Here is a 15,297-nt window from a genome sequence, read left to right on the forward strand (position 1 = left end):
CAGGTGAACTCACTGGGGTTAGATAATGCCACCCCCGGTGGGCGTTGACTGCGGGGGTTATGCGATGACGGGTTTAAAACGCCGAGCAGTCCGCGCTGTTGACCACAGGCCGTCTTGAGAGCGCAAAGTATGATACCGGAATCCGCCAACGCCCGAGCTGAAAATTGGCGCGACCTAACAGCAATCCTTCGTCAACCTGAACTAGTTCATCTACCAGCAACCGAGTGGGATCGAAGAAGCGGTTGCCGCCGAGCGTATAGTCCAGCTCTAGTCCCTGGCGACAGACTATCGCAAAATTGCCCTGCGTGCGGCGCAGGCCAGTGCTGGGGTCATAGATCGGTTGCCAGCCTTGGCAGGTCAAACACTCCAGCGGTACTTGATGCACCAGCAGATTGGTTCCCTGGCCAACCAAACAGCCGCCATCTGGAACTGCTTGACCATCACCGGGACACATCTGAAATTCTTTGATGAACAGCGTCGATCCAATCAGCGTCAGCCCCAAGCCGCGATTGATACCCACCCATTGTCCCTGAATTGTATCTGGGGCCGGTGCTGGGCAATTCTCAATCAGTCGTTTCAATTCCGATTTCGGTAAACTGGCCAAGCGAACATTGTTCAGAGGACTGCCGGTCGCCGCTTGAGCAGCCAGTGGATCCTGGTTCCAGCGCACATAGGATTTGCGCACTTGCTGGCGACTGGCACGAGTTGAGACATCTTTTTGAAGAGAACTGCAGCCCGACAAGTGGCACGCCACCAGCGCCGACACGATGGCTAGCCGGCTTCGTACCGTCCACTTCCTGTCCACAGCGATGTTACCATTCATGTCCGCTTCCTCAACGTCAGCCCCTGAAATTGGTCGGACCTCCAGCCTGTCCGTCGCTACCAATTCCAGAGTCACAGTCGTCGATTCTACCATTCCCGCCAGATTGGAACGAAAAGTCGTTAGGGACGATGATATTAGAGAAGCGTATGAGGCTGATCAAAGCAATCAACTTCAACGCTAGCATTGTCACTCAGTGCGCAGGTAACATTTCAATCGTGTGGGAAGTCGGCTACGGTTGTAAGGCGAGCGGCAGTCGACAATATGCCGTAGTCACCGTCGCTGGACCGTAGCACAATCTCTGCCGCTCGCTTTATTACATCCGATTGCTGTAACGTATCTGAAACTGAATTCTGTGCCACGATTGAAATCGGCCAAGCCAGGCAACGACACGATGGCTCAACTACCATTGTCAACAAAGCGGTCATCATCCTGGTCCAAGCTACTGGATACTGTCGTGAACTGGATGAAGTGGCCGGCGGCAGTGTTGGCTGCTGTTGCCACACCACTGATGATTTGGGCACTTGTGCGGCTGGCTCAGAGAATCGCTGTAGGGCCAACGTTGAGCCTGATACCGTTTGGGGCCGGTATCGTAGCCATGGTGGTCGTTTGGCGTCGCTGGATGGGTGGCCGGTTAGGTAATTACTTGATCACACTTGAGCACGAGTTAACTCATGCTCTGTTCGCGTGGCTGACATTGCATCGCTTGACCGGATTTCGGGCCACACTGCGCAGGGGGGGGCAAGTTCAGTTCCAGGGGCATGGCAATTGGTTGATCACCGCAGCTCCATATTTTTTTCCGACAGCGGCCATCGCACTGTTTCTGCTGGCGTATCTCTTGCCGCTGTCTATTCTGCCCTGGCACAGTTTTCTGTTGGGCGTTGCCTTGGCATATCACGTGATCAGCACACGCTACGAGACGCATGGGGGCCAGACGGACTTGCAGTTGTTGGGTAGCAGCTTCTGCTGGATGTTTTTGCCCACAGCCAACATCGCGGTGGTTGGTCTGTTGATTTCCTTTGCCCACAGCGGCAGCCAAGGAGTTGCTGCCTGGTGGAGCAGCCTGTGCGAGCTGCTTCAATACCTTTGCTGAGCAATTTCGATTATTCTATAGGTTGACTAGTCGAGGCACTGTAGCCCAGTTCCACACGTTATTGATACGGAATCGCCGTGAGTCATCGCCTGCTCTGCGGATTTCTAATATGGGTCGCCGCTGCGCCGAATTCGTTCGGGCAGACTGCGGCAGCCCAATCCGATCCCGACTGGGTTGCGCATTATCAAGCGCAGGTGCAACCTCTGCTGAAGACCAAGTGCTTTGCTTGTCATAGTGGGCTAAAACAACAGGCCGGGTTACGACTGGATAGCCGAGCCTACATGCAGACAGGTGGCGATAGCGGCTCGGCTATCGAAGGCGCTGAAGCTAGTCTGCTCATGCAGCGGGTGACAGCGCAGGACGATACACGCATGCCGCCACCCACGGAGGGTTCAGCGCTGACCTCCGACGAAATCGCCAAATTAGCCGGTTGGCTGCGCGCTGGTGCAGTGGCACCTGCCGACGAAGTTCCGCTCATTCCCGAACAACATTGGGCGTTTCAACCAATCGACACGGACAGCGCGCTGGCCAAGGCAGCAGACGCGGGGGCCGTTGCCCAGCAGGCTGGACAGTCGACGCATCCAATCGACGCGTTGGTCAGCAAACAACGCCTCGCGCGAACGCTGCCAGCGGCTCGGCCGGTGGAACGCCATCGGCTGCTGCGCCGCCTATACTTGGACTTGATCGGGCTGTTGCCAACGCCAGAACAAGTGGCTGATGCCCGGCCCGTTGAAGAAATCGTCGATGAACTGCTGGCAACTCCTCTGTATGGTCAACGCTGGGGTCGGCACTGGATGGATATTTGGCGTTACACCGATTGGTATGGCCTGGGCGATCAATTGCGCAACAGTCAAAAGCATTTATGGCACTGGCGGGATTGGATCGTCGATTCGCTGAACGCCGACAAGGGCTACGACCGGATGATTTTGGAGATGCTGGCCGGCGACGAGTTGGCTCCAGAGGATCAGCAAGCCATTGCCGGCACCGGCTTTTTGGCGCGCAACTACTACTTGTTCAATCGAACGACTTGGCTAGACGATACGATCGAGCATACTGGCAAAGCCTTCCTGGGACTGACGCTCAACTGCTGCAAATGCCACGATCACAAATACGATCCACTGACGCAGCAAGATTACTATAACTTCCGTGCCATTTTCGAACCGCATCAAGTGCGACTGGATCCGCTGCCGGGCACCGCAGATTTGGAGCTGGATGGTTTGCCGCGAGTCTTTGACGATCATCTGGATGCCAAAACGTATCTGCATCGGCGCGGCGATCCGGCGCAGCCCGATTCAGAGACATCCATCCAGCCTCAAATTCCAGCGCACTTCGGGTCTGCTCAGCTGACCATTCGGTCCGTCGACCTGCCGCTGGCTGCCTATGCACCGGGAACTCGACAGGAGGTGCGCCATACGCACATGCTGGCTGCTCGGGCTCGCCGACAACAGGCCGAGCAACAAGTGGCACAGGCTCGGGCGGCGCTGGCTGAGCAAGCTAGCGATTCGCCTGAAGCAGTTCAGCAAGCCAGCGCAGTGACCATCGCCGCAGCCCGATTGGCGGTTTGCGATCAGGCGCTGATTTCCCTGCAAGCGACCATCGCCGCCGATGATGTGCGCTTTGGATTAATCGCAAGCGATTCAAATGCCCTTCGTCAAGCGGCTCGCGAACAGTTGCGGCTACAGTTAGCCGAAGCTCAGTTGCAATTGCTGGAAGCGGGCGACAAAGAGGATCAAAAGAAGGCTGCCAGCCACAAGATCGAGCAGCTTCAGCAGCAACTGGCCGATGAGCAATCGCTTGAGCAGCACTTCTTAAGTCTGAAAGTGTCGCGCAAGGCACTGGAGACTCCCGAACACACGGACCGCGATTATCCGGCGGACTATTCCCCAATCAGCACCGGTCGGAGGTTAGCACTAGCACGCTGGATAGCCTCTCCTGAAAACCCCTTAACGGCGCGTGTGGCGGTCAACCACATCTGGCTGCGACACTTCGGTCAACCGCTGGTCGAGAATGTGTTTGATTTTGGACTACGGACTCAGCCACCAGCCCAGCTTGAACTACTGGACTACTTGTCCGCCCAGTTCATGCAGTCCGGGTGGAGTGTGAAGAGCTTGCATCGCTTGCTGGTAACGTCGCAGCTGTATGCTTTAGGGGACGAGCATTACAGCCGCGACTCGGCGGCGCAAACTGCGGATTCGAGCAACATATATTGGTGGCGCGGCAATGTGCGGCGCATGGAGGCTCAAGTTGTTCGTGACAACCTATTGTACCTGGCTGGTCAGCTTGATACGTCGCTGGGTGGGCCACCGCAGCCGCTGGGACCGGACAGCCGCCGTCGCAGTTTGTATCTCAAGCATTCGCTGGATGATCGTGATCTATTCTTGTCTATGTTTGACGATGCCGACTTGCTGCAGTGTTATCGCCGTTCAGAAAGCATTGTTCCACAACAGGCCTTAGCACTAGCCAACAGTCGCTTATCGATGGAGATGTCGGTGCATATCGCCAAGCAGATCACCGATAGATTAGAAACGTCTGAAGTTCGTTTAGCGGATTCTAGTGAGTATGAGTTTGGTGATAACGCGCCGAACCATTGTCTGGCGACGGTAGCTGCGGACGCCAGCCAGCAGTTTGTGGATCGAGCGTTCTGGACGATACTTGGTCGGCCAGCCAGCAGTGGGGAAGCTCAGTTAGCTCTGCAATTCATCCAGGCATTCTGCCATCAGTCCGATGGCGAATCGTCGAGCGACGCTGTTCAACGGGCTCAGATCAGGCTGGTGCATAGCCTGTTGAATCACAACGACTTTATCGCCATTCGCTAGGTATTGCGATGAAACACAAGCTGCCAAACATCAATCGTCGGCAATTTTTGAGCCGATCAAGCGCGGGGTTCGGAGCCCTCAGTTGCGGTGCTCTAGCGCTCCAGTCGCTGCTGCGTCAGGAGTCGTTGGGTGCCGAGGCGGCTAACTGGATTCCACCCGACGGCAGGCCACATTTTGCTCCGCAAGCCAAGAGCGTGATTTGGCTGTTCATGCGTGGCGGCGTGAGCCACATGGAGAGTTTCGATCCCAAGCCGGCTCTGAATCAGTATGCGGGCCAGTCGATTACCGAAACACCGTTTGCCTATGTTCAGGAACCGGAGCGCAGGAAGAAAGTTCGGGTGGTCGTGGTGAACGATGCAAATGGACAACAACGTAATAAAATCTATCCGCTGCAAGTCGGCTATCGACGCTATGGACAAAGCGGCATCGAAGTCAGCGATTGGTTCCCAAACATAGGCGGGATGATCGATGACATCGCCGTCATCCGCTCGATGTGGACCACCGATGACAACCACGGAGCCCAAGTGCAGTTTCATTCGGGTCGGCACATGCTCGATCCGCGCGTGCCAACCTTAGGTGCCTGGGTAACCTGGGGACTAGGCACACTAAACGAGAATTTGCCGCAGTTCATCGCCATGGGCCCGCGATTCTTCGATCGGCGCGATGGGCATTATTTGGGACCGACCTATGATTCGATAGGCCTTAAAATTGACCCCCAGAATCCGCTGGATTTCGCACGACCAGAAATCGAAATTGGCCAGGATGAGCAACGACTTAGCTTTCAATTGGTGCATCAGCTCAATCAGCTGACCGCTCAACAGTACCCGAACGATCAGGCTTTGGCCGCGCGAATCAAGTCCTACGAGTTGGCCTTTCGGATGCAGACATCCGTGCCAGACATCATCCATTTTGATAATGAATCCGAAGAGACCAAACGCCTGTATGGATTTGATCAACCGGAAACCCGGCCATTTGGTGAACAGCTGCTAGCTGCGCGTCGGTTTGTCGAGCAAGGCGTGCGGTTTATTCAAATTCAACATGGTGACGGTGCTGCCGGAGCCTGGGATCAACATTCGGCGCTCAAATCCGAGCACGCGAAATTGGCCAAGCAAGTCGATCGACCCATCGCCGGATTACTTCAGGATCTCAAGCGCCGCGGCCTGCTAGATCAGACCATCGTACTGTTTGCCACCGAATTTGGTCGTACGCCGGGCTCACAAGGCGCTGATGGTCGCGATCATCATCCGTACGGATTCAGCGTCTGGATGGCTGGCGGTGGCATCCGAGGTGGTGTCGTGCATGGAGCCACCGATGAGATCGGTTTTCACGCCGTCGAACATCCACACTATGTGACCGATATTCACGCGACAATTCTGCAACAATTAGGGCTCCATCCACATCGCTTAGAAATACCCAGTCACAAACGACTCGAATCCGACTTTGGTCAGGTCATTGACCAGATCATCGTGTAATCGAAGGCCAGTTTATTCCACCTTGAATAACTTGGCGTCCAATTTGATTTCCCCCACATCGTTCAAGCCGGGTTTTAAGTCCAGCTCCCAACGATTGCCACGAGTCAGTTTGACAGTCTTGCCATCGACTTTGATTTCAGCAATCGCGCCGCTCGCTTCGTGCCACAATCGAAACACGGCTCCGCTGCCGACAGGCAAACTGCCGATCTCCAGGATGCCCTCCTCATTGGTAACGCCAACATACGGGTGCTGCTTGACAATCACGAACGCCTTCATCCAGGGATGAACGTTGCAGACGACGGGCATGGCTGTTGGCTCAATCAGATTGGGCTTGAGCACATAATCTTTGCTTTGGCCGGCAGGTACCAGGAAATTGGTCGCCGGATTGTTGAAAAACTGAAAATTTGCGTTGTGACCCGTGTTGTCGCTGTTCTTGACGCTGATCGTTTGTCCCGATCGAGCCACAATGACTTTGGGCTCAAACATGCATTTGACGTTGTCCAGCACGTGACTGGCTTCCGGGGCCTTGAGCATATCAGCAGGAACTTTGAGCTTGCTCTTTTCCTCATCGAAAATGACAGCAAAATTCTTCAGGGCCCCGCCAGGGCCGACGATCAATGCGTCGCTGACAATTGGATTCTCAGCGCAAAATGCGTCGTTAATGTTGTCCAGCTTTTTCGCGACAGGCACTTGGCCATCCACAACGATCTTCAGCCGCAGCGTGGCAGTATCCTGCCCCACGGCCCAGGGCCCAGAGGCTTGTAATAGGCAGCAGGCAATGCAGGCCGCCAGCAGTTTGGCAAGCGCACGATAGATCAGGGTGTTGGTCATCATTATTCTCCAAGCAGCGCGGCGGGTTACGGATGAAGCCCCTCATCGCGCATCGGTCAGACGGGGTAATGTAGGCGGTAAGTTATGGTGAGCGTCCGCCCATTATACACACTAGATTTCGAGACTCTAAGGCATGGAGTGGCAATTTCGGAAACATCCTCTAGCTCGACGCCACAGACACGCAGAAACCACGCTGCTATACTGGCGACTTTTCCTTCCAGAGATAGTCCATCTAGCCAAGTGGCCTGGTGAAATGCGTGATGATTGGCGGAAACGCTACCCGTTTGCCTCGCAGTATTTTGAGATTCCGCGCAGCGAGACCACCACGGACTGGGTAAGAATGCACTTTGTCCAGCAGGGGCAAGGCGAGCAGACAGTGCTGTGCGTGCACGGCAACCCTACATGGTCGTTCACGTTTCGCGAAGTCTTGAATCAAGTTAGCGATCAAGCGCGAGTGATTGCTGTGGACCATATAGGTTGCGGACTCAGTCACAAGCCGCAGAAATACAACTACTGTTTACAGCAGCATATCGGAAATTTGGCGCGGTTTATCGAAGAGCTTGATTTGCGGCGGATTACCCTGTTGGTTCACGATTGGGGGGGAGCCATCGGCATAGGGGCGGCGCTGAAAGTCCCTAGTCGGATCGAACGATTGGTGCTGCTGAATACCGGCATTTTTCCGCCCCCTTATGTTCCGTGGAGGATTGCCGTCTGTCGTACACCTTGGTTGGGCGAATTCGCCATGCGGAAGTTGAACGTTTTTGCGCGTGCTGCACTGACCATGACGCTCAACCGCCTGCCGCGATTGGCACCTGATGTGGCGGCTGGGCTGATCGCGCCCTATCAGGATTGGGATTCGCGGATTGCCGTCGCCCGATTTGTTCAGGATATCCCTCGCCACAAGAACCAGGCAACTTGGCAAGTGCTCTCGCGAATCGAAGAGAGTGTGAGCATGTTTGCCAGTTGCCCAACCAGAATTATTTGGGGTGTTCGGGATTGGTGCTTTCGATTGGAGTGCCTAGAGCGTTTGCAATCGCTGTTTCCTCAGGCCAAGGTGCACCGCTTGGAGGACGTTGGGCATTATGTAATGGAAGAGGCTCCGGCCGAGGTGATCGCTCAGCTCCGCGAATGTTTGTCCGAATGAACGATGTGCTGTATAGGTCAAGCATGAGTCCATTGGATCAAGCCTGGCCGGTTGGCCAAGCGGTGCGACTGGCCTGCGCTCTAGAGGCCACCGCGCCCAAAGTCGGCAATGTTCATCCTCAGGCCAGCTTCGCCGATATGCACTGGGGACATTTTATTGCCAGCACGCAGGCGATAGGGCCCACGTTTGATGCGGCCGGTCAATTGTCCGTTGGGCAAATGGTGCTGGGCGCAGCTTCAGTCACTCGGCAACGCGTTGGCTGCAATACCAATTTGGGCACTCTGTTGCTGTTAGCGCCGCTGGCCAGTGCCACAGCCCGGCTTCGTGACCAGCCAGCAGCGCTGACGCTCGATGCGCTTAGACAATCTGTCGCCAGTGTCTTAGAAGAGTTGACGCCTGCTGATAGTCGCGATGTTTACGCTGCCATTGCAGTGGCTCAGCCTGGAGGACTCGGCCAAGTTGACAGCCACGATGTGCAAGGACCGGCCCCCAGCGATTTGCGTTCAGCGATGCAGCAAGTTTCCGGCGTCGATGCCGTTGCCCGGCAATACGTTACCAACATGGAAGATATTTTCGAGCGACTGCTGCCTTGGCTAAGAGAAGAGTTGTCCCAGGCGTATGATCCATTGCAAGCAATTGTGCGACTGCAAATCCGCTGGCTGGCCTCTGAGCCGGATGGACTGATTGTTCGCAAGCTTGGCATGGACCATGCGCAGAGCATTCAGCAGCAGGCGGCGGCTGTCTGGCATATCATTCAATCGCTTCCTACGACCAGCGCCCAGCCGCTTAACCTGCATCCGGCGGTGTGCGAGCTGGACCGTGGTCTGCGAGCGGACGGCAATCGACGCAATCCGGGCACAACTGCCGATTTGATTGCTGCCACACTGTTTTGCCAATTGGTTTGCAGCCAGTGATTCCGCTATAATCGGCCACCGACAGTCCGTAGTGAACTCGTTTTGAATTGCGCTGCACGTGAGAAGTACGCTGTTTTTTATTCCGCATGAAGTCCTGGGCGTGCCGCTATTCGGATGGGGCTGGCTACTAGGGCTGGTGATAGTGGCCGCAATAACGTCGGCCATCGTGCAGCATCGCGCCGGACGAAGTAGCGGCGAGTTGCTCGCCGGACTGAGTGTATGGTTGTTGGCTGGCGCGGTGGTAGCCATGGTCTTGCCGTCGGTCGAGCAGCGCTGGCCGGACGGCACGCCCATCGGCCTGCCAATACGCGGCTACGGGACCATGTTACTGCTGGGAATGTTGGCTGGCTTGGCTATTACCAACATCCGGGGGCGGCGATTGGGCATCAGCCCCGACACGGTCCTGGGATTAGCGGTGTGGGCGGTGCTGGGCGGCATCATTGGAGCGCGCATATTCTTCGTCGTTCAAAAGCGAGAATCATTTACCGGCCACGGAACTCAATTGCTAGTCGAAATGCTGAAATTCACTGAAGGTGGATTGGTTATCTATGGCGGCATGATCGGCGGTTTATTGGCAATCCTCGTTTATTGCTATCGGCATGGATTGCCGCTGCTGCCAACCAGCGATCTGATTGTGCCCGGTTTCTTGATTGGATTAGCTTGCGGCAGAATTGGCTGTTTACTGCACGGTTGTTGCTTTGGTGGAATCTGCGAAGATAGACTACCAAGCATTCAATTCCCCGCAGGCAGTCTGCCCTATCAGGCACAACTGGACAGCGGTCAGCTCTTGGGCTTGCAGCTCCGCGATCACAAGCTGCCGGCAATTATTCAAGCGGTTCGGCCAGCCAGTCCAGCCCAGTCCGTTGGCATCCAACCGGGCGACGAGCTTCGCCGAATTGAGCTCAGGCCAATTCATGCGGACTTATCCAGCAAGGCCTCCGGCCCGCCCCTATCGGTCGATCTCGTGTTGGACAGTGGCCGTAGAACGATATCGCCTGACGACTTGCCAGATCGAAGCCTACCGGTTCACCCAGCACAGATTTACGCGGCCATCAACGCACTGTTGTTAAGCTGCTTGACATGGCTAATGCAGCCCTGGGTACGCCGCGATGGAATGGTGTTTTGCGGAGCAGTTATTTTGTACTCGCTTTCACGGCTCATGGAGGAATGGATTCGCAGCGATGAATCCGGGCAGTTCGGTTCGCAGTTGACCATCGCGCAGTGGATATCGATTGCCGGAGGCTGCGCTGCGATCATGGGCCTGATCTACCTGCTGCGGCAACCACCCAGGCGCGTTTGGGCGTGGTCCTAAACGAACTTGGCTGGCGCGGGCCGGGGCAATGCGGAAGAGATCTGGATGCTTCTGCCACTTCGCTCGCCAGTCGCTAGGCTGCTTTGGCGATAGGTAGTTCCAGCTTGCGAGAATCGACTATTACCAATGGTCCGCCACTGTGTTGGCTCGCGATGACCGTGGACTGGCTGTGCGCTAGGCGATTGAGCCACCCGCCAATGGGGCCTGTTGCGGGATGCTGCAAGTCGATGCCGCCGTCGATGAGAATCAAGTCAGAGGGTCCAAACTTGTGGGCTACCCGTGGGATCGCCATCTGCAATGTACCGGGAATTAGCGACGCCTTAAAACCCAACGCAGTCGCGCGCTGATGGGCCTGTTTGAGCGTCAAGTGAGGTCGATCAGCGGCCGAGGACTCGAATTCATCCACACCAATGTATCGCAACGGCTCCTGTGGACTGACTGGATTGACGAGCCGCGCTAACCTGGCCATCCGCGCGCCGTTGCCGACACCAATTTCCAGCACAGAGCCAACGGTGTGCTGGATGAGAAACCGAAACAACACTCGCTCTTCAACAGGTTTCGCCCATCGGCTCCAATAAATTCGCTGCCACCAGCTCTGCCGGCTCATGTTCGTTCGTACCTGAGTAAATGGACAACACTTTCCAATTCAACGTTGCGACCGTGACTAGTCACTGCTTTTATTCGGCAGTTCCAGCCGGTAGGTTCAGCGGTTACGCGGACGGAGCGCCAAATTGCCTGTCTTACGCCAGCGGCTGAAATGTAGCTATATTGTCAGCCGCCATTGGTGCGCTTTAGATAGGTCAAGCTAGCATTCGGCGCATTTGACAGCATGCGCTCAAGGATCGCTCTGAGCGCCCTCGGCGATGGCGAAGATTCGATTGCGATTAGCAATAAACAGCGTTTCATTGGCCACAACCGGGCTGGTGTAGATGGCACTTTCCATGTTGATTTCCGCCAAAGGCTCTGATTGCGGTTCTTTGCTCAATCGAAAGATGGCAACTTCGCCATCTTCATCGGTGATGTAGACTTTGTCATTGACGATCAGCGGCGAGGCCCAAGAGGCCGCCAGCAACTCGTAGGTCCAATATGCCTGTCCGGTCTTGGCATCGACGCAGTGAAACACTCCGCTAAAGTCAGCAATGAACAGCAGATCATCTTTAATCGCCGCAGTGCCACACGTGCGGTGCATGGTCTTTTCAAACACCTCCGGATCGCTGCCCATGTAATGCCACACGACCGCCGAGTTGGGATTGGGGCGTTCGAAATCGCCATCCTTGGCAACCAAGGCTTGCAAACGACGGTGGGGAATCGGCGTCTGTGGGTCTTTGCTGTTGAATACCAAACTTAGACTGACATCACCGCGTCGCGTCGGGTCGATGCACCACAGGTGGCCTTGTCCCTCGCCATGTTCGGGATCCTCGCCGACAGCCACGTACACCAATCCATCGTAGACCACCGGAGTACCGATCACGTGATTGCGGGTGGCTCGATTGAGCATGTACAACGAGTCCTTCGGATTGCAATCGAACTTCCACAACAACTTCGATTTGCCACCCTCGCCTTCGAGGGCAAAACTATAAACCCAGCCGTCTCCGGCACCAAAAATAGCTTGGTCGACTCCACCCAAATTGGCAAACGCTGGCGATGACCATTGCCCGTGCAGCACGTTCTCGCCCGGAGAATCGTCCGTCCATATGATCTCGCCAGTACTGCGTTTGCACACCAAGAAACTGGGTGCCGATGGTTGCGGTAACTCCTTGTGACCTTCGTCGACGCCATTACTGGTGCAGACCAGCAGATAGTCGCCATAGGCGGTGACCGAGCAACTGCACATATTGTGTTGCGAGACTCGCAGTTCTTTCATCATGTCAATTTTCCAGATGACGTCCGCTTCCGCTTTTTCATCTACCTGCGGTCGCTGGTCTGGTTTGATGGAAGTGATCTCGTCCTGCACCGGACCGTCGTTTTCCTCATCCCAAAAGCCTTCGGTATCCAAGCAGACAACTTCACCACGACTGGTCACGTACCACAGACGATCCCCGTCCACTAATGGTGCCGAGCAGATGCCTTGGTTGGGCCAGTCATGGACACGCCCGGTTGGCAGTTTTTCGCTAGAATGTTGCCAGAGGAATTTTCCATCGGCTTCGTTAAAGCACAGCAAGACTCCCAAATCCACTTTGTTAGGGTAACGCGGCAAATAGCCGGCACCATTGTTGGTACCAACATAGACCTTGCCGTTGGCCACAACCGGGTTGCCGTAGGTTTCAGAGCCCAGCGGCATCGACCAGCGGATGTTCTGGCCGGTCTCAATGTCCCATTGGGTAGGAATGCCAACCGAGGCGACCACATTATTTCGATAGGGCGTGCCGCCCCATTGTGGCCAGTCCTTGGGACCAACTCGCAGCTGTGCGATCATCTTGCTGTTCTCGGCCAGCACATCATAGAATTGGGCGCGTAATGTGGTAGCACTCAACAGGACGCTTACAGCCAGCATGCTGCGCAGGCCGAAGTATACAACGGTTGCAGAAGGAAATCGCATTCTCAAGTTACCTTTGATCAGATGTATTCGTTTAATTGATTGAGACAAAATGCGCCGTTGCTCGGCTGTACCTACGAATTCGGTTCAACGCGCACATTGTCGATGTAGAACTCGGCGTCACTGGCATTGCCAAACATCCCAGGGCTGCCCATGGTATTGGGAGTCGCATCGGTCGCCTCGATGGTCCATGCCTGCGGCTCGGGGTGTCCACGCTGCCACACCTTGCCGCGCAGCACAGCTTGACCAGATTCATTGGCCGCCTGGAATTTCATGCTGTACCAAGTGTTGGTAGACCACTCGAACGGAATCGTCTTGGCAAACCTCAACTCCAACCGCGATGTCCAGGATCGAATTTGCAGCTCCTGCTTGTTGGTCATGTCCAACGTATAGCGTTGAGCAATCAAGCCCATGCTAGGCCGCTTCTCATTCCGTTCAGTTGCATAAAAATCGGCCATGACAGTGTAGTTCGACAAATTGGTCCAACCCATCCATGACTGGCTGCGCGTGCCTTTGGGAATCGTCGTGATTTTGACCAAAGTCTGTTGACCATCAAACTCTTTGGGTTGATGACGATACGAAGCACCAATCCAAGTAGGCGGCACCTTTTGGTCGTCGAAGTCGAAACGCCACGGTAAAGGTGGAATCAGTCGCGCACGAGCTACGGAAGTCAGCTCACCGACTTTGGCGGTAATCGTCGCTACTTGATGAGCGGCCCCAGTGGGCGCTGAATAGGTTAAGCCCTTGATCGTCCCCGGGCCAGCGACTGAAAGCTGCGCAGGCACCACTTTGAGGAACTGGCCGCGACTATTGTAGCCGCGCACCTGCAAGTCGATCGACTTGCCTGGCTCCAACATTATCTCCACTGGTGACAACTGGATGTGGGCCAACTTCTGATCGTCGGCAGCATCTCGTTCTGGCTCGCCGGCGGGAATGGGATCGGCCGAAGGTTGATGGTCCTTGGCACCGATGCAGTATAGCGCCGTGGTCGTGGGAATATAGACTCGACCGTGTGAGGCGATGGGCGAACCGAAAATTTCTTCGCCATTGAGCCGCACCAATTGCAGCAACTCCAGGCCTTTTTCAGTCAACTTGTAGATGTGAACGCGGCCGGTATTCTCGGCGACATACAGCTTGCCATCAGCCAACAGCGGACTGCCAAAGATGATGCGGCCAACTTTGAGACTCTGCAAGACTTTGCCTTGCTTGGCATCCACGACTAGCAACGTGCCGCCATCTTCCACGATGTATAAACGACCATCCGCATAGACGGGAGAGCTGCGGCCTACCGCTTTGCCCGGCAATTTCCACAGCAGCTGCTCTTCGGCAATCTTGCCCTCAGTTCTGCCATCAAAGGCAAATATCGCGCCCAGCGTAGTCGTGTCGCTGGCATTCTGTTCCGCGTGGCTGCTATAGACGATGCCATCGACGACCAGCGGTGATGTGTTCAACCCACGCGTGGAGGCATCGTACGTCCACACCACCTTGCCAGTGCGCGGCTGAACGGCGTAGATGGAACCATCACCACCGCCAAATACCATGACTTGCTGTCCGTTCAAGACAGCGAATGAAGGGCTACTGTACGTCGTGTCTTCCGGTCTTAGGCGGGTGCTAAGCATCCAAACCGCTTGGCCGGAATTTTTGTCGAAGGCTACAAAGCGATGAGCAGGCACAGCGTATTCACCCCAACCGGTCATGACTCCGCTGATGATGACTAGGTCTTCGAACACCACCGGGAAATTGGTTCGACCACCATACGTGCTCAGCATCCCGTACTGTTCGCTCATCGAATGTTCCCACAGTACTTTACCGTCTTTTCCATCCAGGCACTGGAAATGACTACCTAAACCTAACACGTACACCTTGCCCGTCTGCGGATCGCCACACACGCTGGACCAGCCAACGCGCTCGGCCGGCGCATCGGATAGGAAAACGTTGTGAATGCTCTCCCAAATCAGTTCGCCGGTGGCGGCGTCGGCGCAGATCACTTTTTCGCCTTCCCGAGTCGTTTCCGGAAAGGCTCGACACACCGTAAATAACTTGCCGTGCATCACAATCGGCGTCGCCCGCGTGGCGTATTCTTCTTTGCGCCACAACAGATTTTCACCGGACGGTGACCAAGATTCTGGCAGATTCTTCTCGCGCGAAGTGCCGCTGTATTCCGGACCGCGCCAGTTGGGCCAATCCAGCGGGTCGACGGCCAAGGACCAGCCCATGCACATCAAGTAAACCGCCACCGAACAGGCATATTTCAGAACGCTGGCCACCGGTCGGCGATCGTCATGCCGCGATGGCCGGCCAGCGAAAGGGAAATGTGATAGGAGTGAAAGCTGGAACATGGAAGGGCTACCTGACTGCA

Annotated in this window: 11 protein-coding genes; 6 read left to right on the plus strand and 5 right to left on the minus strand. The window is 55.6% G+C overall.

Annotation, left to right across the window (positions count from 1 at the left end; all coding sequences use genetic code 11):
* Positions 1–73 precede the first annotated feature (73 nt).
* Positions 74–823, minus strand: coding sequence for a hypothetical protein (locus tag KF752_05580; GenBank protein MBX3421009.1), 750 nt, complete (start codon positions 821–823; stop codon positions 74–76).
* Between the two features lie 454 nt (positions 824–1,277).
* Between KF752_05580 and KF752_05585 the strand changes: the two genes are divergently transcribed.
* The 3 genes from KF752_05585 to KF752_05595 all read left to right on the plus strand — a co-directional run bounded on the left by KF752_05585 (position 1,278) and on the right by KF752_05595 (position 6,201).
* Positions 1,278–1,913 carry a M50 family metallopeptidase gene (locus KF752_05585; GenBank protein MBX3421010.1) on the plus strand — a complete coding sequence of 212 codons (636 nt, stop codon included), beginning with the start codon at positions 1,278–1,280 and terminating at the stop codon, positions 1,911–1,913.
* A gap of 77 nt (positions 1,914–1,990) precedes the next feature.
* Entirely contained in the window at positions 1,991–4,729 is a 2,739-nt protein-coding gene (locus KF752_05590) for a PSD1 domain-containing protein (protein ID MBX3421011.1), read from the plus strand.
* Between the two features lie 8 nt (positions 4,730–4,737).
* Complete coding sequence (locus KF752_05595) at positions 4,738–6,201, plus strand: DUF1501 domain-containing protein (GenBank protein ID MBX3421012.1); 1,464 nt, start codon at positions 4,738–4,740, stop codon at positions 6,199–6,201.
* A gap of 12 nt (positions 6,202–6,213) precedes the next feature.
* Here KF752_05595 and KF752_05600 read toward each other — a convergent pair whose 3' ends face one another.
* On the minus strand, positions 6,214–7,035 hold the full coding sequence (locus KF752_05600) for a methylamine utilization protein (GenBank protein MBX3421013.1): 822 nt from the start codon (positions 7,033–7,035) through the stop codon (positions 6,214–6,216).
* Between the two features lie 250 nt (positions 7,036–7,285).
* On the opposite strand from KF752_05600, the gene KF752_05605 reads away from it, so the two are divergent.
* Genes KF752_05605 through KF752_05615 form a run of 3 tightly spaced genes read left to right on the plus strand, consistent with a single transcriptional unit; the run spans position 7,286 to position 10,402 of the window.
* A complete protein-coding gene (locus KF752_05605; protein ID MBX3421014.1) occupies positions 7,286–8,176 on the plus strand; it encodes an alpha/beta fold hydrolase in 891 nt (296 codons plus the stop codon).
* Positions 8,177–8,199: 23 nt separating this feature from the next.
* On the plus strand, positions 8,200–9,090 hold the full coding sequence (locus KF752_05610) for a triphosphoribosyl-dephospho-CoA synthase (GenBank protein MBX3421015.1): 891 nt from the start codon (positions 8,200–8,202) through the stop codon (positions 9,088–9,090).
* A 58-nt stretch (positions 9,091–9,148) separates the two neighbouring features.
* A complete protein-coding gene (locus tag KF752_05615) occupies positions 9,149–10,402 on the plus strand; it encodes a prolipoprotein diacylglyceryl transferase (GenBank protein MBX3421016.1) in 1,254 nt (417 codons plus the stop codon).
* A 73-nt stretch (positions 10,403–10,475) separates the two neighbouring features.
* Here KF752_05615 and KF752_05620 read toward each other — a convergent pair whose 3' ends face one another.
* The 3 genes from KF752_05620 to KF752_05630 form a co-directional block, all read right to left on the minus strand.
* Complete coding sequence (locus KF752_05620) at positions 10,476–11,009, minus strand: hypothetical protein (protein MBX3421017.1); 534 nt, start codon at positions 11,007–11,009, stop codon at positions 10,476–10,478.
* Between the two features lie 228 nt (positions 11,010–11,237).
* Positions 11,238–12,941: a PQQ-binding-like beta-propeller repeat protein gene (locus KF752_05625; protein MBX3421018.1), complete on the minus strand. Its 1,704-nt coding sequence runs from the start codon at positions 12,939–12,941 to the stop codon at positions 11,238–11,240.
* A gap of 71 nt (positions 12,942–13,012) precedes the next feature.
* Complete coding sequence (locus tag KF752_05630; GenBank protein ID MBX3421019.1) at positions 13,013–15,160, minus strand: PQQ-binding-like beta-propeller repeat protein; 2,148 nt, start codon at positions 15,158–15,160, stop codon at positions 13,013–13,015.
* Positions 15,161–15,297 lie beyond the last annotated feature (137 nt).

Source organism: Pirellulaceae bacterium, from assembly GCA_019636385.1.
Taxonomy (GTDB): Bacteria; Planctomycetota; Planctomycetia; order Pirellulales; family Pirellulaceae; genus Aureliella.

What these genes read in the sequence shown, in the direction of transcription:
- KF752_05580 (MBX3421009.1), bottom strand. Translation starts at nt 823, where the DNA reads ATGAATGGTAACATCGCTGTGGACAGGAAGTGGACGGTACGAAGCCGG.
- KF752_05595 (MBX3421012.1), top strand. Translation starts at nt 4,738, where the DNA reads ATGAAACACAAGCTGCCAAACATCAATCGTCGGCAATTTTTGAGCCGA.
- KF752_05600 (MBX3421013.1), bottom strand. Translation starts at nt 7,035, where the DNA reads ATGATGACCAACACCCTGATCTATCGTGCGCTTGCCAAACTGCTGGCG.
- KF752_05605 (MBX3421014.1), top strand. Translation starts at nt 7,286, where the DNA reads ATGCGTGATGATTGGCGGAAACGCTACCCGTTTGCCTCGCAGTATTTT.
- KF752_05610 (MBX3421015.1), top strand. Translation starts at nt 8,200, where the DNA reads ATGAGTCCATTGGATCAAGCCTGGCCGGTTGGCCAAGCGGTGCGACTG.
- KF752_05620 (MBX3421017.1), bottom strand. Translation starts at nt 11,009, where the DNA reads ATGAGCCGGCAGAGCTGGTGGCAGCGAATTTATTGGAGCCGATGGGCG.
- KF752_05625 (MBX3421018.1), bottom strand. Translation starts at nt 12,941, where the DNA reads ATGCGATTTCCTTCTGCAACCGTTGTATACTTCGGCCTGCGCAGCATG.
- KF752_05630 (MBX3421019.1), bottom strand. Translation starts at nt 15,160, where the DNA reads ATGTGCATGGGCTGGTCCTTGGCCGTCGACCCGCTGGATTGGCCCAAC.